The organism is Desulfuromonas acetoxidans DSM 684 (assembly GCF_000167355.1).
GTDB classification, from domain to species: Bacteria; Desulfobacterota; Desulfuromonadia; order Desulfuromonadales; family Desulfuromonadaceae; genus Desulfuromonas; species Desulfuromonas acetoxidans.
This window is the reverse complement of sequence record NZ_AAEW02000001.1, coordinates 1-19,467: the sequence shown is the minus strand read 5'-3', so window position 1 is coordinate 19,467 and position 19,467 is coordinate 1. Positions and strand designations below refer to the sequence as shown.

17 protein-coding genes are annotated in these 19,467 nt (G+C 52.9%); 12 read left to right on the top strand and 5 right to left on the bottom strand.

Translation table 11 applies throughout. The features are described from left to right. Positions 1-65: 65 nt before the first annotated feature. Entirely contained in the window at positions 66-785 is a 720-nt protein-coding gene (locus DACE_RS00085; RefSeq protein WP_005997329.1) for a response regulator transcription factor, read from the bottom strand. Then, positions 782-1,735, bottom strand: a complete 954-nt coding sequence (locus DACE_RS00080; protein ID WP_005997328.1) for a sensor histidine kinase — start codon at positions 1,733-1,735, stop codon at positions 782-784. The genes DACE_RS00085 and DACE_RS00080 overlap by 4 nt, the downstream gene beginning before the upstream one ends. 165 nt (positions 1,736-1,900) lie before the next feature. On the opposite strand from DACE_RS00080, the gene DACE_RS00075 reads away from it, so the two are divergent. From DACE_RS00075 to DACE_RS00035, 9 genes are all read left to right on the top strand, one after another. Then, positions 1,901-2,953: an NAD(P)H-dependent flavin oxidoreductase gene (locus tag DACE_RS00075; protein WP_005997325.1), complete on the top strand. Its 1,053-nt coding sequence runs from the start codon at positions 1,901-1,903 to the stop codon at positions 2,951-2,953. Positions 2,954-3,072: 119 nt separating this feature from the next. Then, on the top strand, positions 3,073-3,690 hold the full coding sequence (locus DACE_RS16860) for an SH3 domain-containing protein (protein WP_005997323.1): 618 nt from the start codon (positions 3,073-3,075) through the stop codon (positions 3,688-3,690). A 617-nt stretch (positions 3,691-4,307) separates the two neighbouring features. Next, positions 4,308-4,823: a shikimate kinase gene (locus DACE_RS00065; protein ID WP_005997321.1), complete on the top strand. Its 516-nt coding sequence runs from the start codon at positions 4,308-4,310 to the stop codon at positions 4,821-4,823. A 71-nt stretch (positions 4,824-4,894) separates the two neighbouring features. Beyond that, on the top strand, positions 4,895-6,004 hold the full coding sequence (locus tag DACE_RS00060; protein ID WP_005997318.1) for a radical SAM/SPASM domain-containing protein: 1,110 nt from the start codon (positions 4,895-4,897) through the stop codon (positions 6,002-6,004). Between the two features lie 46 nt (positions 6,005-6,050). Then, positions 6,051-7,088 (top strand): uroporphyrinogen decarboxylase, encoded by a 1,038-nt coding sequence (hemE, locus tag DACE_RS00055; RefSeq protein WP_005997316.1) that lies wholly within the window; start codon positions 6,051-6,053, stop codon positions 7,086-7,088. A gap of 317 nt (positions 7,089-7,405) precedes the next feature. Next, a complete protein-coding gene (locus DACE_RS00050) occupies positions 7,406-8,239 on the top strand; it encodes a hypothetical protein (RefSeq protein ID WP_005997315.1) in 834 nt (277 codons plus the stop codon). Between the two features lie 27 nt (positions 8,240-8,266). Then, positions 8,267-11,335: a sulfurtransferase gene (locus DACE_RS00045; RefSeq protein WP_005997313.1), complete on the top strand. Its 3,069-nt coding sequence runs from the start codon at positions 8,267-8,269 to the stop codon at positions 11,333-11,335. A gap of 142 nt (positions 11,336-11,477) precedes the next feature. Next, positions 11,478-12,446, top strand: coding sequence for a ferrochelatase (gene hemH / locus DACE_RS00040; RefSeq protein ID WP_005997312.1), 969 nt, complete (start codon positions 11,478-11,480; stop codon positions 12,444-12,446). A 45-nt stretch (positions 12,447-12,491) separates the two neighbouring features. Continuing rightward, the gene (locus DACE_RS00035) at positions 12,492-12,887 is read left to right on the top strand and encodes a hypothetical protein (protein WP_005997311.1); all 396 of its coding nucleotides are present in this window, start codon (positions 12,492-12,494) and stop codon (positions 12,885-12,887) included. An 18-nt stretch (positions 12,888-12,905) separates the two neighbouring features. Here the strand turns inward: DACE_RS00035 and DACE_RS00030 are convergent, their stop codons facing one another. Continuing rightward, a complete protein-coding gene (locus DACE_RS00030) occupies positions 12,906-13,178 on the bottom strand; it encodes a hypothetical protein (RefSeq protein WP_005997310.1) in 273 nt (90 codons plus the stop codon). A 359-nt stretch (positions 13,179-13,537) separates the two neighbouring features. Continuing rightward, positions 13,538-14,227 carry a M15 family metallopeptidase gene (locus DACE_RS00025; protein WP_005997309.1) on the bottom strand — a complete coding sequence of 230 codons (690 nt, stop codon included), beginning with the start codon at positions 14,225-14,227 and terminating at the stop codon, positions 13,538-13,540. A gap of 248 nt (positions 14,228-14,475) precedes the next feature. Here DACE_RS00025 and DACE_RS00020 point away from each other — a divergent pair, with 248 nt between their 5' ends. The 3 genes from DACE_RS00020 to DACE_RS00010 are packed head-to-tail and all read left to right on the top strand — an operon-like array spanning position 14,476 to position 17,389. Then, on the top strand, positions 14,476-14,826 hold the full coding sequence (locus DACE_RS00020) for a DUF6812 domain-containing protein (RefSeq protein WP_005997308.1): 351 nt from the start codon (positions 14,476-14,478) through the stop codon (positions 14,824-14,826). 19 nt (positions 14,827-14,845) lie between these two features. Continuing rightward, entirely contained in the window at positions 14,846-16,291 is a 1,446-nt protein-coding gene (locus DACE_RS00015; protein WP_005997307.1) for a type IV pilus twitching motility protein PilT, read from the top strand. A gap of 39 nt (positions 16,292-16,330) precedes the next feature. Further along, positions 16,331-17,389 carry a type IV pilus twitching motility protein PilT gene (locus DACE_RS00010; RefSeq protein ID WP_005997302.1) on the top strand — a complete coding sequence of 353 codons (1,059 nt, stop codon included), beginning with the start codon at positions 16,331-16,333 and terminating at the stop codon, positions 17,387-17,389. Between the two features lie 1,153 nt (positions 17,390-18,542). Here the strand turns inward: DACE_RS00010 and DACE_RS00005 are convergent. Next, positions 18,543-19,445 carry a DnaJ C-terminal domain-containing protein gene (locus DACE_RS00005; RefSeq protein ID WP_005997297.1) on the bottom strand — a complete coding sequence of 301 codons (903 nt, stop codon included), beginning with the start codon at positions 19,443-19,445 and terminating at the stop codon, positions 18,543-18,545. Between the last annotated feature and the right edge of the window lie 22 nt (positions 19,446-19,467).

The window sequence follows — 19,467 nt, the reverse complement described above, 5'->3', positions numbered from 1 at the left end:
TATAGAGAATCCGCTGTGTCATGCAACCGAAAACCGTATACGGCCCGGCTGGTTGCAGATTCAGATTATTGTTGGTGATTGGTGAAACGGTAGCCGCGACCACGCACTGTGAGAAAATAGCGGGGATGGGAGGGGCGCTGTTCAAAATATTTGCGCAGTCGAACAATGAAGTTGTCGAGCGTACGGGTCTCGGTATCCGGTGCCATGCCCCACACCGATTTGAGCAGAAACGCCCGACTGAGAATTTCACCTTCATTGTCGATGAACAGGCGGAGCATTTTCAGTTCCAGTTCGGTCAGGGTCTGTTGATTGTGGCCCTCAGCATCGGTCAATTGGCCGGTTTTCAGATCAACATCATACTGGCCGAGGTGATAGTTGTTCTGGCGTGGGGCTGCCGGTCGATACCAGGCCTGACGGCGCAACATGCCGGCAACACGCAGTAGCAACTCATCGAGGCTGAACGGCTTGCCCAGGTAGTCGTCAGCACCTTCACCCAGTCCGGCAACCCGGTCCTGTTCGCGGTTCATGGCCGTGAGCATCAGCACAGGAAGTTGCGGGTCAGCGCGACGAATGTGGCGGCAGATCTCCAGGCCATCGATCTTTCCCGGCAACATGCGGTCAAGAATGGCCAGAGAAAAAGATTCCTTGTCCAAGCTGTGCAACGCTTCTTCGCCGGTGATCGCATGGATCACTTCATACCCTTCCTGCTGCAAGTTGAAAATCAACCCCTGAGCAATATGCTGTTCATCCTCCACCAGCAGGATGCGGATGGTGTCATCACTCATGCGTTCGTCTCCGTAACCAGTTCAGGCAGAATGATGTGAAAGGTTGTCCCTTTGCCTGGACCGTGGCTGTGCAGCATGATCTGACCTTTATGACGTTTGACCAGAGCGCGGACAATGAACAGGCCCAGTCCGGAGCCCTTGACGTGGCTGTCTTCGCGGTGCAGGCGGTAGAACAGACGAAATACTTTGTGTTGCTCGCTGGCGGCAATGCCGCGGCCCTGATCACGGACCAGCAGATGGCAGCGTTGATGGGAAGCTTTAAGCTCCACGCTGATTTTAACCGGCGGATCGGAATAGAGCACAGCGTTTTCAAGCAGGTTGCGCAGAACCATGGAGAACGAATCGGGTTCGATATTGGCATGAATATCCGGAGCAATTTCGCAACTGAGCTGCAGTGAGTCATCTTGGGTGTTGCGCCACTGGCGCATGTAATCGTCAAGAAATTCGGACAGGTTGCAAGGTCGCAGGGTCAGTCGCCAGCGGCTCTGTTCCAGGCGGTTGGCTGTGATCATCTTGTTGATCAGGCTGTTGAGCCGCTCGGTATCGGCCAGCATGGTATCGATAAATCCGTCGAGCTGTTCTTCAGCCGGGTGGTGACGGCGGATCGTTTCCAGATGCAGTTGAACGGATGCCACCGGCGACTTGAGCTCATGGGTGACCTGGGAGACAAAGCTTTTTTGTTCGCGGTTGAGAGCCAGTTGGCGACGCCAGTAGAGGAAAATGACATAAACCCCGGCAAGAATCACAAACAGCAGCAGCAGGCCCTCGGTGAGGATGACCCAGTCGATGCCGGGTTGCAGCAGTTCCGGGCTGTATTTTTCAGCAATACTGCGCAGGCGGCGGTGACTGCCGAGAAACCAGTAAATCCAGAATACGACCACGACAATCCAGGTGAACTGGATGGCGATAAAGGCCAGTAAAGGGTTGATGGAGGGGCGTTGCAGCTTCATGACACTGGTTTACCATTGTTGTTTTAGAGAATACAAGCGCAAAGCGTGGGAGCTTTTACACAAGTATTACATTGGGATAAGCCGTGCTTCTGCTAGCATGGCGCTCTAAAGTTGGCGAAATAACAAATTAAAGATAGCTTAAAACGATAACAGGATTCAATCACTATGAAATCTCTGACCATTGGCAAGCATACGGTACCTTATCCTCTGATCCAGGGAGGCATGGGAGTGCGTGTTTCTGCGGCTGGATTAGCCGGAGCCGTGGCCAAATGTGGTGGGGTCGGTCTGATTGCCACTGCGGGTTTGGCGCTCAACAGCGATCATACTGATAAGAAATACTTTGAGGCCGATCTGCTCGCGCTCAAGGATGAAATTCGCAAAGCTTATGAAATTGCACCGGACGGCGTGATCGGCACCAACTGTATGGTGGCGGTATCTGATTATGACGATATTGTCCGCACCAGTTGTGAAGCCGGCGCCAAAGTGATTGTCTCCGGTGCCGGACTGCCGCTCAATCTTCCTGGTCTGACTGTGGATTATCCTGATGTGGCTCTGGTGCCTATTGTCTCCTCGGTGAAAGCCGCTGAACTGATTGCCCGTAAATGGCACAAGGGTTTTGGTCGTTTGCCCGATGCCGTGGTGGTGGAAGATCCCGATACAGCTGGTGGTCACCTGGGTGAGAAGCTGGAGAATATCGGCAACGGCGATTACGATCAGTATGAAACCGTGCGCGGTGTTAAAGCCTACTTTAAAGAGAAATGGCAACTCGACATGCCGATCATTGCCGCTGGCGGCATCTGGGATCGCGACGATCTGGAACGTGCCCTGGCCGAAGGCGCTGATGGCGTGCAGATGGCCAGCCGGTTTGTCTGCACCGAAGAGTGTGATGCTGACCCGGCGTTCAAGCAAGCTTATCTTGATTGCACCCAGGAAGATATCGGTTTGATCATGAGTCCCGCCGGTCTGCCGGGCCGTGCCCTCAAAGCCAATATCGATCAGGTTCGTGCTCACGATATTGACGGCAACATCTCCTGCCCGTCAGGTTGTCTGAAAAAGTGTGCCTATAAAAAAGACAAAGAACGGTTCTGCATCGTTCACGCACTGGATCGTGCTCAGCGCGGTGACCGCGATACCGGCCTGATCTTCTGCGGCACCAATGCCTGGAAAGCTCACAAGATGGAGACCGTGGCAGAAATTTTTGCCGAGTTGTTTGATTAGCATCTCAACACATATTGTAAAGAATCGTTCAGCGCACCGTAAAAACGGTGCGCTGTTTTTATGTGTAGTGGACCTGTGTGGTAAAATAGAAGCTCCCGTTGTTTGAAAGGAGCTTTGCCATGAAACCACTTTCCCTATTCTTATTGGTCGTCGCTGCGTTGCTTGTTACAAGCAGCACGTTTGTCTGGGCAAAACGGGGCCACTCCCATCATCGTCCGGGCTACGGCGAGGTGGTGAAGGTGTTGCCACGCGGCCACCATAAAATCCACCATCATCGCAGCACCTATTTTTACCGTAACGGCATTTTCTATTCTCCCTATGACAGCTTTTACCGGGTGGTGTATCCGCCGGTTGGGCTGGTGGTTTCAACGCTGCCCTATGGCTATGTCGATGTCCGTTTCGGCAACCGGCTCTATGCTCGCTACAACGATATCTACTATGAGCCCCTACGGCGTGGCTACCGCGTGGTTGAAGCGCCGCCGACTGCGCCGCCTCCGCCGCAGCCGGATGTGACAGCGGTTCCAGCATCGGCCCTTGGAACCGTCACGGTTACTGTGGAAGTGCTCAATGTGCGTGGCGGACCGAGTCGGTTGCATCCGGTCAATGATCATGTGGCAGCCGGTGATCGATTATACGTGCTGGGGCAGGCACCGGAGTGGTATTATGTGCGTCTGCCTGATGGTGGATTTGGATGGGTGTGGCGGCAGTTTGTGCGGGGTGAGGTCGTGGCGCCTTGATCAGGGGGACGATTGATTGGGCTTCATCCGTTTGCGAGCTTGGTACGCACGTGACGTGGGCTTCCGCGCCCACACGTCGGGCCCCTTTTGCGTCGACAAAAGGGGCGCAAAATCGACTCCCGTCATTGCACCCTATCGGGTTCCCTCTCTCCATTCTCTTACACCGCGATGTCGGCAAAACTCGCTAACGCTCAAACAGGTTGCCGACAACCATCGCGCTGACATTCATTGCGTTCGGTGTTGCTGAACGGGAGAGCTTGGCTGCTAAATAACAAACCCAGGCAGGGTGGGCACTGCCCACCCGTTTGAACGGTGCCACACCAGAAATAGAGCGAGGCATGAGCATGTTATCAACGTTTTACGCTAGCGTTGATGATGTGCACGATTCGTCGACCTAAAGGGCGGCGAGCCGAATCTGTGAAGCTTGACGGAAATGGATTCATTGTCGGTGGATCCAGGTTCAGGAGGTGTTCAAGCTGGTTTTTGCATACTTTTGAGCGGCCAGTCAAAAGTATGTCGGCTGCCGGGACGAAACCCGGCGGTCTTGACTTTGACCTTGATCTTGACCATAAGAATTTAAAGTACACGCAACATTGCACTGCATAAAAAGGAACCCCATGAAAAAGAGCAACATTACTCTGATCGGCATGCCCGGTGCCGGCAAAAGCACCATCGGCATCATCCTCGCCAAAAACCTCGGCATGGGTTACATCGACACCGATATCCTGATTCAGATCAACCAGCAGAAGACCCTACAGGAGATTCTCGATGAATCCGACTATCTCAACCTGCGTCGGGTTGAAGAACAGGAAATTCTCCGCTTGAATATTACCAATCAGATTATCGCCACCGGCGGCAGTGCCGTATACAGCGAAAAAACCATGGCTCACCTCAAAACTATCTCCACCATTGTGTTTCTCGATGTGTCGTTCGATGAAATCTGCCGCAGAATTCATAACTTCGATACTCGGGGCATTGCCTGCGCCGAAAACCAGACCTTCGAAGATCTCTATCAGGAACGTTTGCAGCTCTATCGTCGCTATGCGGAAGTCACCGTAGACGGCAATGTGATGGATCAGGACGAGATGGCCGAAACCATCGCGGAACTTGTCTCACAAAGCGATCTGGGTTAGAATCGCGTTTCGCTGAAAAACACGGTGAAAAGACCTGCTAAACCCTTTGACCCTCAGGAGAAAATCGCCGCATGGCTGATCAAGAAGAAAAATTTATCCCCAAGTGGATTGCCTGGGAAACCACCCGTCGCTGCAACCTGACCTGTGTCCATTGCCGTTGCTCTTCCGATATGGAAGCCGCTTCCGGAGATTTTACCACCGAGGAAGCGTTTAAAATGATTGACGACATCTGTGAAGTGTCCAAACCGGTGATGGTGCTGTCTGGCGGCGAACCGCTGATGCGTCCCGATATTTTCGAGATTGCCGAGTACGGCACCTCAAAAGGGCTGCGCATGTGCATGGCCACCAACGGCACACTGATCACGGATGAGGTGTGCGCCAAGATGAACAAGGCTGACATCAAAATGGTGTCCCTGTCTCTCGACGGTTCCACTGCTGAAATTCATGACGATTTCCGCCAATGCCCCGGTGCTTTTGAAGGGGTGAAACGCGCGGCGGAAACCCTCACCCGCAACGGTATCAAGTTTCTTATCAACTCATCCTTCACCAAACGCAACCAGCACGATATCGCCAATACGTTCAAACTGGCTAAATCGTTGGGAGCCACGGCCTGGTACATGTTTATGATTGTGCCCACCGGTCGTGGTGAAGAGATCATGAACGAGCTGGTGTCCAAGGAAGATTACGAAGAGATTCTCTCCTGGCACTACGAGCAGGAGAAGAACGAAGACGACATTCTCATGCGCCCCACCTGTGCACCGCACTATTACCGCATTGTGCCGCAGATGGCCAAGGCCGAAGGGGTGGATTTCAAGCGACGTAGCCTGACCTTTTCCACTGGTGGTGGTAAAGGCTGTATTGCCGCTCAAACTATCTGCCTGATCGACTGCTTTGGCAATCTCAAGCCGTGCTCCTATTTCCACTCGTCGGTGGGCAACGTCAAGCAGATTCCGTTCAAGGATTTGTGGTTTAACTCCAAAGTGTTCAACGATCTGCGCGACTTTTCCAAATACAAAGGCAAATGTGGCGAATGCGAGTTCATCAACGTTTGCGGCGGCTGCCGCGCCCGTGCCGATGCGGTGTATGGCGATTACATGGCCGAAGAGCCGTTCTGTAATTACATCCCGCGCAAGACACGTTTGCGCATGGAAAAAGAGGCTGCGGAAAACCGCGGCGAATAACGCAAAGACAACCCGATTTCATCAATAAAAAAAAGGAATGAGTTCAATGGCGACTGAATACGACTTTCTCAAGGCCTGCTGGGGCCAGCCCGTCGACCGAATCCCCGTATGGCTGATGCGTCAGGCCGGCCGTTATCTGCCGCAGTACCGTGAAGTGCGCTCTCGTGGTGAAGGCACCTTTCTTGATCTGTGTAAAGATCCCGAGCGTGCTGCCGAGGTGACCATTCAGCCCATCGATATTCTCGATGCGGATGCGGCGATCCTGTTTTCTGATATCCTCACGCCGATTGAGCCGATGGGCATGGACCTCGACTTCAACCCCGGTCCGGTGTTTGCCAACCCGATCCGCACCCAGGCTGATGTGGACAAGCTTATTGTTCCCGAGAACATGGCTGAAGCCGTTTCTTATGTCCCGGCCATTATCAAGCGCTTGCGCACTGCCTTTGAAGGGCGTGTGCCGCTGATCGGTTTTGGTGGCGCGCCGTTCACCTTGGCCTGCTACATGGTTGAAGGCAAAGGCAGCAAAGATTTCGCCGCACTCAAGCAGATGATGTACGGCGATCCGAGCCTGTATCATGCCCTGATGGAAAAGATCACCGAGATGGACCGCCGCTATCTCAACATGCAGATCGAAGCCGGTGCTCAGGCGATTCAGATCTTTGATACCTGGGGTGGCCTGGTGGCACCGCATGACTTTGAGAAGTTCGTCCTGCCTTACACTAAAAAGCTGATTGCCGGGCTCAACCGCAAAGACATTCCGGTGATCTACTTCGTGAAAAACTCCGGCACCATGCTCGAATTGGTCAAAGAAGCCGGCAGTGACGTGATCGGCCTCGACTGGCATGTCAATCTCGGCAAAGCCCGTGACATTCTCGGCGAAGACGTTGCCGTGCAGGGGAACCTTGATCCGACCGTGCTTTTCGCACCCAAGCCGTACATTGAAAAAGAGGTGCAACGCATCCTTGATGAAAATGCTGGTCGTCCCGGTTTTATTTTCAACCTCGGTCATGGCATTATGCCGACGGTGCCACCGGAAAATGCCATTTTCATGGTTGATGCGGTACACCGCCTCAGCCAGAAGTAATGAGATAAACCTCAAGGCCTCGCAGTGATCTGCGAGGCTTTTTTTTGCTCTGCGACCTCCTTTCCGAGTTTTTTCCAACCGTTTCAGTTAATCGCCTGGTCAGATATCGTTTGTTTTAATGCCACCGAGGGCGCTTTTTGTCGCCACTATCAAAATATTAAATAATGAATCTTCTTTCCATCTGGATTACTTATTTGTGTTTTCGACTTTTCTTATGCAATAAGAGGCTAGTATCGCTTAGCTTAATGAGCTGATGTGTTCTTCATTCTGTTGTTCTCATCAGTTCGTATTTCTATGGAAGAGAGGTCTCCCCCCTGATGTTGAAAAAAACACTACTGCCACTGTTTTTGCTGGTTCTGTGCTGTGCCAGCCAGGTGTTTGCCGGTGCCTGGACCCAACAAGCCGGAACCGCCTACAATCGTCTTTCCGGTAATTATTATGCTGCCGATCGTAATTTCGATGACGATGGCGACCGTAAAAAAATGGCCAATGACGGCAAGTTCACTGATGTCAACCTCAACTACTATGTTGAATATGGCGTCACCGATGCTGCAACGGTGATTGCGTCGGTCTATTACAAACAGATCAAACACGACGACGACACGATTGAGATGAAAACCTATGGTTTCGGTGATGTCGATCTGGGGCTCAAATACCGCTTGGTGCAGTTCTCCGGCGGTGTGCTGGCTGTTCAGGGCTTGGTCAAAATTCCTGAACTGTACGATGAAAATGATTCCCTGCCGCTGGGCAACGGTCAGTACGATGTTGAAGCGCGCATCTTGTTCGGCCATTCCCTGGCCTACCTGTTTCCCGGCTATTGCAATTTTGAGTTGGGCTATCGCTGGCGGTTCGAAGAACCCAGCGATGAATACCGCTACCTGATCGAGGTAGGCAGTGATCTGACCGACCAATGGTATGCGCGGGTCAAACTCGATGGTCTGCTCAGTGCCAACAACGGCGACGAAATGGTCGATGCCTCAGGTAATCCGACCATTACCACCGAATACGACCTGCTCAAGCTTGATGTGGCGGTTGGCTATCGTATTGATGATGCCTGGGGCTGGGAAGCCGTGTACACCCCGGCTTTGTGCGGTGAAAATACCGCTGTTGGTGCCACCTACACCCTAGCGTTGACCTATCAGCTTCGTTAACCCGCACAGTAGAAAAGGATGATGACCATGACGCAACGACTTAAATCGATGCTGCTGTTGCTGATGCTGGTGGCGATGACTGCCTTCATGCTCAGTGGCTGCGGTGAATCCGTGACCCATAAAACCACCACAACAACAGACGGTGGAAACACTGGCGGTGATGACGGTGGTGACACTGCCTCCACTCCGTATCCCAACGCCGATCTGCTGTTCTCCGCAGATGATCTGGCGACTCTGCTGACCGGTGAGGCCACTGCGGCGGCCACCACCGGTACCCTGATTGTGATCGACACCCGCTCTGCTGATGCTTACGCTGCCGGTCACATTCCAGGTGCCATTCACATGGCTCATAGCGAACTGGCCGATGGCAGCCTCAATCTCAAATCTGTTGCCGAGCTGGAAGCATTGTTGAGTGCCAAAGGTCTGGTGACTGACGCCAAAATTGTTCTCTACGACGATACCATCACCTCCTGGGGGTCTGCCGGGCGGGTGTTCTGGGCGTTGGAATACCTCGGTTGTACCGATGTCCACCTGCTCAACGGTGGCTGGGACAAATGGAGTGCCGACGGCCGTACCACCGAACTGGCTGAAAACACCCTTGAAGAAACCACCTTTACCGCTTCGGTCAACACCTCGGTGGTGATCGACAAAGAAACCATTGCCTCCCGCTTGGGCGACAATGATTTTGTACTGATCGATACCCGTACCGATGAAGAGTACAATGGCTGGCAACTCTACGGTGAAGCGCGCGAAGGGCACATCACCGGTGCGGTGCATCTGCCTTATGAGTGGTCTTATGCCGATGATCTTACCCTGGTGCCTTACACCACCATGAAGGCTTACTTTGATGCGCGGGGTATTACCGCCGACAAACAGGTGGCCGCGTATTGCACTGCCGGTATTCGCAGCGGTTTCGCGTATTTCCTCGGCCGGTTGATGGGCTTTGAAAATGTTGCCAACTATGATGCCTCCATGTGGGACTGGGCCGCTGCAGACTCTACCACCTATCCCATGGAAGCGTTGCCCAACTACGCCGATTTGGTCTATCCCGGCTGGGTCAAAGGGGTGATTGATTATCATGCCGCTGGCAGCACCAGCGCTGCTCCGGCAAACTACAGTTATGATCGCGATCACAAATACCTGATCTTTGAAACCCAGTGGGGCAGCTTTTCCGATATGGCCAATGGCTGGGCCGATGCCTCCTACCTCGACGGCCATATCCCCGGAGCGATCCACTCCAACTCCGATGTGTATGAAAACGGTTACCCGCGTTGGTTCATGCTGCCCGATGACGAGCTGAAAGCCGCTGTCGGCAACATGGGTATTACCGAAGACACGACCGTCATCGTCTACAGCAATAGCCCGATTTTTGCCGCCCGCCTGTGGTGGATTCTGCTCTATGCCGGGGTCGATGATGTGCGCCTGCTCAACGGCGGTTATGATGCTTGGGCTGCCGCCGGATATGACGGTGAGACCACCATCAACGAGCCGGTTGCCACCACCTACAACGGCAGCACGCTGCCCGAAGTCGTTGCCACCACGGACTACGTGGCTGGTGTCTATGACAATGCCCATACCCTGGTCGCCGACGTGCGGATGTATGAGGAGTATGCCGGTGAAGTAAGTGGCTACAGCTATGTGGTCAACAAAGGGCGCATCCCCGGTGCAACCTACGCGTTCCATGCCGATAACCCGGATCGTGAGTATCTCGACGATGACGGCACCTTCCGCAACTACAGCGAAGTGGCCACCATGTGGAACGGTATCGGTATTGAAAACGCCACCGACACCACCTTCAGCAAAGAGGTTATTTTCTACTGTGGCAGCGGCTACCGCTCGAGTATCAGCTACCTCTATGCTCACCTGATGGGGATCAGCAATGTACGCAACTACTCCGACGGCTGGGAAGGTTGGAGTACCAACTACGTCGAAGATGCCTCCTACGTCGCTGAAGAGGATGTTCCCGGCAGCACCGACGGCTGGCGTCAGGAACGTTCAGTGCGTCCGGTTTCCTTTGGCGTCCATCCCGAGTGGGACTTTGATGCCTATCCCAATGTCAACCACGTGGTGGACGCGCGCTGGGTTAAAGAAGTGCTGTTGGAAAACAACAACTTCGATAACCCCTATGTGATTGCCGAAGTTGGTTGGGGTCCGGCGGGTGATGCGTACAATAACGGCCATGTGCCCGGCGCCATCCACGTCAATACCGATGAGATCGAATACGACTGTTTTAATGCCCGTAACGACTGGCCGGTCGATGCCGGTGATCCGGCGTGCTGGGATCGCAGTACCACTGAAGAGCAAGATGCTGCCAAAGGTCTTGGCCCGGATGATTCACTGCCGCGCAACTGGTGGAACATCTACCCCGACCAATACTTGCTGCCCGGCATTGCCTACATGGGCATCGACAAAGAGACCACCGTGGTTGTTTATGGCAGTGATCAGACTGCAGCAGCCCGTCTGGTGTGGACACTTCTCTATGCCGGAGTTGAAGATGTGCGTCTCATGGAAGGGGGTTATGCTGCCTGGGAAGCTGCCGGTTACGAAGGTTCCACTGAAACCGCAGAGCGGACTCCTGTTGACGAGTTTGACCCCGAGGTTCCAGGGCGCAGTGTGGCCATCAACTCTGACTACAAGTCGGAGATTCCTTACGTGCGTGACGTGGTCAGCGGTGTTGAAGCCGATGGCGTCATCGTCGATATCCGCACCTGGGATGAATATATCGGTGACAGCGAAAATGGTGCACCGTATAGCTACATCCCGACCATTGGTCGCATCCCCGGTGCCCTGTGGGGCAAAGCCGGTGATGGCCCGTGGACCATGGAAGCTTATGTCAATAGCGATAACACCCTGGTTGCTCCTGCGCAGATCGAAACCTACTGGACCTCACAGGGCATCACCTCTGACAAAGCCCTCAGCTATTACTGCGGCACCGGCTGGCGTTCCAGTCTGGCCTGGTTCTACGGCTACATGATGGGCTACGAGCGCAACTACAACTTCGATAGTGGTTGGTTCGAATGGAGTATGGGTGAAGGTTCTGATTATGCCGGTGCCGATCCAGTGCTCAACCCGATTGTGATTGAGGGGCCAGAATAGGTTCCTGATCCTCATTGTTATTTCCGCCGACCTGAGATTGCTCAGGTCGGCTTTTTTTATGGATCAATCCTGTGGTAAACTCTCGGCGATATTCAGACCAGAGCGTGTGTTGCTATAAAATGATTCGCCAGAGGAGGTCCACATGTCTGAACCGAAAAAAGCGCTGGTGTTACTCAATATGGGCGGCCCCGATTCCGTGGAAGCCGTTGAACCGTTTCTCTACCAACTCTTCTCCGATCGCGACCTGATTCAACTGCCTCTTGGCGCGCTGTTGCAAAAGCCGTTCGCCAAAATGATCTCTCACTTCCGGGCCAAAACCGTGCGCGAAAATTACCGCCGTATCGGTGGTAAGTCACCATTGCTGCACTGGTCACGCCTGCAGGCGGAAAAAACCTGTGACAAACTGGGCGAAGACTGGCAGGCCTTTGTCGCCATGCGTTACTGGGGGCCGCGTGCCGATGAGGTGGTGCAGCGCATTGTTGCCCAGGGGATTAAAGAGGCCGTGGTCGTCAGCCTTTATCCACATTACACCGGCGCCACCACCGGCAGCAGTATCAAAGATTTCAAGCGTGCCGTCAGTCAGCATGCGCCGGATTTGCAATGCCGCTACATCGAAGAGTGGCACGATCAGGATCAATACCTTGATGCCCTGGCTGAATGTGTGCAGGATGGTTTAGCGCAGGTACCCGAGGCCAAACGTGGCAAATTGACCTTACTGTTTTCCGCCCACGCCCTGCCGCAGAAGTTCATTGATCGTGGCGACCCGTATCAGCAACATGTTGAAGAGACCGTGGCCGGGGTAATGGAGCGTGTCGGTGATTATCCGTGTCAGATCGGCTACCAGAGTCGCAGTGGTCCGGTCAAATGGATGTCACCCGATACGCTCGATCTGATTGCCGCTGCCGGTAAGGAGCGACGCAGTTTGTTGGTGATTCCGGTGTCGTTTGTTTCCGATCACATTGAAACCCTTGAAGAGGTGGATGTGGAGTTTCGTGACCATGCCGAGGAACATGGAGTGTCCTGGTTTGGGCGGGTTCCGGCGTTGAATGATCGGGAGTCGTTTATTGAGGCTTTGGCGGCGTTGGTTGATAAAGACGAGGGCGTTGATTAGCCACAGACAAGAGCGGACAACTTCTGACCAAAAGGCGTTATTTATATGCCGGTTCTTGATGAAACAGACCTGCTGATTCTTGAACATCACTACGAATCAGTGACCTTAAAAGAAAAAGCCACGGGTAAGGTTCTCTTTGAGGATGACTTGTACGGTGAACCCGGCTGCGGATTGATCGACAAAAATCATCGTTGGGCGATTATTGCCGGGGAGTCGTTAATCGTTTGGACGCCAGATCGAATCGAACGCATTGACCATGCTGAGATAAAGTGGGTTCACGCCATTCGGGTGAAAACTCCAGAGATCGTGGAGTTTCTTGTCGACCCCTGGAGTGAATATGCTGCGGTGTGGGAGGTCAATCCCATGACCTTTGAATTCAACAAAATCAGAGGTTTTGATACGTATAAAGATCGTGAATATGTTGATATGGTGGTTTGGTGAGCCTTTAAAGGAGATGCTCTAAGATTTAAAGTCTTTGTGGCGTTGCTTTTCTTTTTTGAATGAGCTCATTTTTTTCCTGATACCGAGTGCAATCAAATAAGCGAAGAAAAGAAATGCTAGTTGAGCAGCCGTGAGCAAGAGATTTTCCTTTGTGAATACATTTTCAAGAGAGAAGGGGCTGTTGGACGTGTTGATAAATAGCTGACGGAAAAATACATTGAGAGCGATAAATAAAGAAACCGCAACTAAAAATAAAACTTCTCCCGTCGAAGGTTTATAATCCTTTCCCATCCTGCCTCTGCAAAAAATAGTGAAAATCAGGCTTGCGTTTCAAGATTCTCCGATTGGGTTTTCCTGCATTCATAAACTAGAATAAGCATAAAGATAACAATGGCTCCAGAGGGTTTTGCCAGACCAAACAAAGGCCACAGGAACCTATTAAATTTCAAGTCTTTAGCCTGGTAGAATAGCCAGGTGCCAACGGCAATATTGAAGAGGAATCTTATTCCCTGAAGGCCAAGTGAAATGTAATTTTTTTTTCAGGGATGTTCCCTTTGCTTGCAAAGATCGCATCGGCAGAATGTTTTAAAAGTTCGGCACTTAAAAAATTTGCCAGCACTTACAAAATTTCCCCATGTATTTTCAAAAACTCATTCAATGATGGTGTATTTCTTCCGAGCTAAGTCTTTTTCCATTCCGTTGAAATGCCACCATTCAAAGCGCAGCGGTAAAAATCCTGCCTGTTTCATCGTCTCGGAAAGAAGTTGTCGGTTGCTTTTCTGTTCTGGTGAAAGCTGTTTGCCGAGCTTTTTCAGGGCGTATTCCCAGTAAAGTCGGACAGTGCTTCTTCTGAACGGTGTGATGCCCATGTCCAGCTCCTCACCAGTGCCATCGACAATGGTGATATCAACGGCGATTCCGTAATTATGCATAGATCCTTTTGCCGGATTGGCGACAAACCGTTCGAACTTGGTGCCCTTCATTTTATCGTACATGGCTTGAGATACGCTGCGAGGTCGTGCTGCGTCCAGAATCTGTAAGGAATAGGAGGGATGTTTTGATTTTAAGATTTTCTGAGCTTTGGCCAATTTTATCGCCACCTCGCGTTGCAGGTAGGTGGTACTAAGACCATTGTAGAAGTTTTCCCGAAAGAAGTTTTTGGCAGGATCAGAGTTGACTAGGTCAATTTGTATCGTGGAATCAATTGTTGAAATGTCAACAAGCCCAGCCGATATGAATCGCTTTTCGATCTCATTGGCATCAGCCTGGGGAGAAAATGTAGCGAGTAACAGAAAAAGAACAACAATGACTCGGGGGATTTTTATCTTAATTACGTCCACACTGATCCTTGGTGGTTGTCTAAAAATATATACGTAACTTACGCCCATTAGATTGTTTTTACAATTTCTTTAATAATTTTATTTCCCAATGAAGAAGCGAGTGGAATTTTGCTCTGATTTCTGTGAATGGCATATTTACCCGAAAAAATTGAAAATCAGTTTGCTGATCAAGTCATTTCGGTTAACCTGATTTGAGAATAAATACAACCTATTGAATCACTGAGCCGGTTTGGGAGGGAGGATTGCACATGACTGTCAGTCGTGAACCAAACACCATGATGAAAGTGGTTATTTTGACCCATAATTATCGGGTTGTCGGGCGGGTGTATGTCAAAAAAGGTGCCCGGTTGACCGATGCCGTGTGTGAGGCGCGCCAGTTTATTGCCGTGGCTGAGGCGCAGGTGTGGGAGCGTCAGACCGGGAACCATCTGCTGCAGGCGGGTTTCATCAATGTCAGCCGTGACGAGATTGAGATTATCCTTCCTGCCGATGCCGTAGACTGCGAGTGTGATGATATGGGCAGTTTGGGAACCTGGCTGCTTCAGCGACGCCACGACACGGATGAGGATCAGCAGGAACTTGATCTTGATGTTGAGTGAGTAACAACAGGAGAGTCGAATGACGCCGTTTGATCAATTCGTTGAAAAAGTGGTGGTGCATAACAAGCTGGTGAATGCCGAGCTGCTGCAAAAAGCCAAAGCCTATCTGGAAAGCCACCCTGAACTGGAACTGGCCGATCTTCTGGTGCGGGCCAAGGTGCTCAAACCTCAGCAGGTCACGATGATTCGCGATAAGTTTGAGGCCAGCCAACCGTCGGCTGCGCCTGCCGAGCCTGCGGCACCGGCTCCTCAACCTGCTCCAGCCGCCGCTCCGCCTCCACCGCCACCTGTCGATCAAGGGGCGTTACCGGCTTTTGAACCTGAGGCAGCACCGGCAGCGGCGGTTGCGCCATCACCAGCGGTCTCTGCTGCGCCGAACGATGTTGGGTCATTGACGACTCTGGAGGATTATCTGTCCTTTGCCCGTCGCCAAGGGGCTTCGGATTTACACATCAATGCCGGTTCGCCGCCGCTGTTGCGTAAAGACGGTGTGCTGATGACACTGGAGCGGGAGCCGTTTACCGCGCAGGAAACGGAAGCGCTGTTGTTCAGTGCCTTGGATGGTGATCAGAGATCACTGCTCTATGAGCAACTGGCGTTGGATACCTGTTGCGAGTTTTCCGGCCTGGGTCGTTACCGCACCTGCTTTGCCAAGCAGAGCCGTGGCTGGGACGGGGCATTTCGTATTGTTGATCAGACCATCCCAACATTTGAGCAATTGCAGTTGCCCATGCATCTCAAGCAGTTAACCGAATACCATCAGGGCCTGGTGCTGGTGGCTGGTCCGGCGGGAAGTGGCAAAACTACCACTCTGGCGGCGATGATTCAGTTGATCAACCAGCATCGTGAAGACCATATCATCACCATGGAAGATCCGATTGAATATGTGCATAGCGCTGAGATGTCGCATATCAGCCAGCGGCAGGTAGGGGATCACACCATGAGTTTCTCCGCCGCGTTGCGCGCGGCACTGCGTGAAGACCCGGACGTGATCATGATCGGTGAGCTGCGTGATCGAGAGACCGCCACGCTGGCGATCTCGGCGGCAGAGACCGGTCATCTGGTGTTTGCTTCGCTTCATACCACGGGCGCAGCACAGACGATCAGCCGGATTCTCGATTTCTTCCCGGCGGATCAGCAGGGTCAGGTGCGCTCGATGATCAGCGAGTCGATTCGCGGTATTGTCTGTCAACGATTGATGCCGCGTAAAGAGGGTGAGGGGCGCGTACTGGCGCTGGAGATCATGTATAACAACACCGCCATCGGTAACCTGATTCGCGAAGATCGCATGTTCCAGTTGCCGACCATGATGCAGATCAATCGCGACAAAGGCATGTGTCAGTTGGAGGATTCGCTGCAAACGCTGGTGCAGGAGGAGCAGATCGACGGCACCGAGGCGTGGTATGCCGCCGCCAACAAATCACCGTTCAAGCAGTATCAACCTGAACAGGTGGCCGGGGAATGATGATGGCTGTTTGTGTTGCTGTCGCAAAGGAGGGATGTTGTGGCTCAGATTGACCGCTTGTTTGATATTATGTTGGACCGGGGAGCGTCTGACCTGCACCTGCTGCAGGGCCAACCGCCGAAGATCCGTGAGCATGGCCGGATGGTGGCCATTGACGGCGAAGCGCCCATCAATGAGGAGCAGATGATTGGCTACCTCAAGGAGATCTGTGTACCGGAGCGCTGGACCGAGTTTCTGGCCAATAAAGATCTCGACTTTGCCTACGAAAAAGATGAAAAAGCGCGTTTCCGCGCCAACTACTACGGCCAGTTGCATGGTATGGGCGCAGTGTTTCGCGTTATTCCCACCAAGATTCTCACCATGGAGGAGCTGCACCTGCCCGAGGTGTTGAAATCGTTTGCCGCATTGCGCTCCGGGCTGGTGCTGGTGACCGGGCCGACCGGCAGTGGTAAGTCCACCACACTGGCGGCGATCATCGATTACATCAACGACAATTATTCGCGTTATATTCTAACCATTGAGGAACCCATCGAGTTTGTTCACCCCAACAAGCGTAGCGTGTTCTGTCAGCGTGAGGTGGGCAGTGACGTGCATTCGTTTGGCGATGGTCTGCATACCGCCTCACGCCAGGATTGTGATGTCATCCTGGTCGGTGAGATGCGCGACTACGAAACCATTTCTCTGGCGTTGTCCGCCGCGTCGATGGGCACGCTGGTGTTCGGCACCCTGCACACCAACTCGGCGGTGAAGACCATCGACCGGATTATCGATGTATTTCCCTCAGATCAGCAGGGCATGGCGCGCACCATGCTGGCCGATTCGCTGCGCGGCATCTGCGCTCAGTTGTTGCTGAAAAAAGAGGGGGGCGGGCGGATTGCCGCCAATGAGATTCTCATCGGTACGACGGGGCTGGCGGCGAGTATTCGTGAAAATAACATTGGCAATATCCGTAACATCATCCAGGGTGGTAAGAGCTTGGGTATGCAGATGATGGATGATGTGCTGGCCAGTTACCTCAAAGATGAACTGATCAGCCCGGATGAGGCGTATCTCAAGGCGCAGGATAAAAATCGGTTTAAGCCGAAGGATGAAGGATAATTTCGTTTTGTTCGGAGTTGTGAGCGGTAAGGTCAAGGTCGCCGGGTTTCGTCCCGGCAGCCGACATACTTTTGACTGGCCGCTCAAAAGTATGCAAAAGCCGGCTTGAACACCTCCTGAACCTGGATATACCTACACTGAGTTTGTTTCTGAGATGCTTCACGAATTCGGCTCGTCGCCCTTTAGGTCGACGAATCTTGCGACTCATCATCTTAGATGTAAAACGTTGATAACACTCTTTCATCTTTCTTTATCTCTGGTGTGGCACCGATCTAACGGGTGGGGTGGAGCCCACCCTGCTCTTCCTTATTTTGCACCTTCGCCCTCCCGTACTGCAGCGCCGAACGCAAGGAGCGTCGTCGTGATGGTTTTCGGCAAACTGTTTGAGCGATAGCGAGTTTTTGCCGATATCACGGCGTAAGCGGATGGAGTGAGGGAACTCGAAGAGCGCGAAGCTCGGGAGTCGATTTTGCGCCACTTTTGTCGACGCAAAATGTGGCCCGAGGTGTGGGCGCGGAAGCCCACGTCACGTGCGTACCACCATCGCGAACGGATGATGTCTGCCAGAGCAATCCGTTCCGAATGACGAACCACCGAAAACCAAAGTCAATGTCGCCGGGTTTCGTCCCGGCAGCCGACATACTTTTGACTGGCCGCTCAAAAGTATGCAAAAACCAGCTTGAACACCTCCTGGACCTGGATTAACCGACAATGTATCTGTTTCCGTTATGCTTTATGAATTCGGCTTGCCTCCCTTTAGCTCGGCAAATCGTGCAATTCATCATCTCTGGCGTAAAACGTTGATAACGATTTGACGTCGCTTTCTAGTTCTTCCGTGGCTCCGACAAAACGGGTGGGCAGTGCCCACCCTTCAGCGAGTTATTTTGCAGCCAAGCCCTCCCGTTCAGCAGCACCGAACGCAATGAACGTCAGCGCGATGGTTGTCGGCAACCCCTTGGGAGTCGATTTTGCGCCACTTTTGTCGACGCAAAATGTGGCCCGAGGTGTGGGCGCGGAAGCCCACGTCACGTGCGTACCAAGTATGGTGAACGGATGATGTTTGCCAATGCGATCTGTTTCGTTCTGGTGATAGGGGGAAATAAAAAAGGCCCCGCATTGCGGAGCCTTTTTGGTGTCGATTTGAACGTGCCAGCTAGAGTCCCTGCTTCTGCAGCTCCTCCAACAACGCCTTCTGCTCATCAGTCAACTGCTTGGGCACCTTCACCATCACCTGAGCGTAAAGATCCCCGGCCGGGTGTTTGCCATGAGCCGGCACTCCATGACCGCGCAAACGGATACGGCTGCCATTAGTCGTGCCCGCCGGAACCTTGATCCGCTTTTCACCATCAAGGGTTGGCACTGCTGCACTGGTGCCGAGGCAGGCACCGCTGAACGGTACCGAAACCTGAACCTGCAGGTTGTTGCCATCGCGGGTAAAATGGGCGTCCTTGTCGACGGTAATCTCCAGCAGCAGATCGCCTGATTTGCCACCGGTGGGGCTGGGACCACCTTTGCCGCCGACTCGCAGCTTCTGGCCGGTTTCAATGCCGGGCGGAATCCGCACTTGAATCTGCTCATTGTGGCCGTCGTGGCTGTAATTGATCATCCGTTCGCCACCGGTTACCGCTTGACGAAACGGCAGGTTGACGCGCATCACATAATCCTGGCCCTTGACCTGCTGGGGACGCCCCTGATGAAACGCCGAGCGCCGTCCACGGCCGCCACCCATGCCACCGAACAGCTGGCTGAAGATGTCGTCACCACCCATGCCGAATTCGCGGAAAATATCGCCGAAATCAGCACCGCGAAAGATATCTTCCTGTGAATAACGCTGATGAAAGCCCGTGTCACCAAACTGGTCGTACTGGGTCTTTTTTTCCGGATCACTGAGCACCGCATAGGCCTCACTGATCTCTTTGAACTTCTCCTCGGCCTGCTTGTCGCCGGGGTTTTTATCGGGATGATATTTAACGGCGAGCTTGCGATAGGCTTTTTTGATCTCTTGCTCCGAAGCCTGTTTGGTCACGCCGAGAGTTGCGTAATAGTCTTTTGCCATGAAAAACTCCTGTCTTCCGGAT

Coding starts and splice junctions, on each gene's coding strand:
- DACE_RS00085 (WP_005997329.1), bottom strand. CDS start 785: ATGAGTGATGACACCATCCGCATCCTGCTGGTGGAGGATGAACAGCAT.
- DACE_RS00080 (WP_005997328.1), bottom strand. CDS start 1,735: ATGAAGCTGCAACGCCCCTCCATCAACCCTTTACTGGCCTTTATCGCC.
- DACE_RS00075 (WP_005997325.1), top strand. CDS start 1,901: ATGAAATCTCTGACCATTGGCAAGCATACGGTACCTTATCCTCTGATC.
- DACE_RS16860 (WP_005997323.1), top strand. CDS start 3,073: ATGAAACCACTTTCCCTATTCTTATTGGTCGTCGCTGCGTTGCTTGTT.
- DACE_RS00065 (WP_005997321.1), top strand. CDS start 4,308: ATGAAAAAGAGCAACATTACTCTGATCGGCATGCCCGGTGCCGGCAAA.
- DACE_RS00060 (WP_005997318.1), top strand. CDS start 4,895: ATGGCTGATCAAGAAGAAAAATTTATCCCCAAGTGGATTGCCTGGGAA.
- hemE (WP_005997316.1), top strand. CDS start 6,051: ATGGCGACTGAATACGACTTTCTCAAGGCCTGCTGGGGCCAGCCCGTC.
- DACE_RS00050 (WP_005997315.1), top strand. CDS start 7,406: ATGTTGAAAAAAACACTACTGCCACTGTTTTTGCTGGTTCTGTGCTGT.
- DACE_RS00045 (WP_005997313.1), top strand. CDS start 8,267: ATGACGCAACGACTTAAATCGATGCTGCTGTTGCTGATGCTGGTGGCG.
- hemH (WP_005997312.1), top strand. CDS start 11,478: ATGTCTGAACCGAAAAAAGCGCTGGTGTTACTCAATATGGGCGGCCCC.
- DACE_RS00035 (WP_005997311.1), top strand. CDS start 12,492: ATGCCGGTTCTTGATGAAACAGACCTGCTGATTCTTGAACATCACTAC.
- DACE_RS00030 (WP_005997310.1), bottom strand. CDS start 13,178: ATGGGAAAGGATTATAAACCTTCGACGGGAGAAGTTTTATTTTTAGTT.
- DACE_RS00020 (WP_005997308.1), top strand. CDS start 14,476: ATGACTGTCAGTCGTGAACCAAACACCATGATGAAAGTGGTTATTTTG.
- DACE_RS00015 (WP_005997307.1), top strand. CDS start 14,846: ATGACGCCGTTTGATCAATTCGTTGAAAAAGTGGTGGTGCATAACAAG.
- DACE_RS00005 (WP_005997297.1), bottom strand. CDS start 19,445: ATGGCAAAAGACTATTACGCAACTCTCGGCGTGACCAAACAGGCTTCG.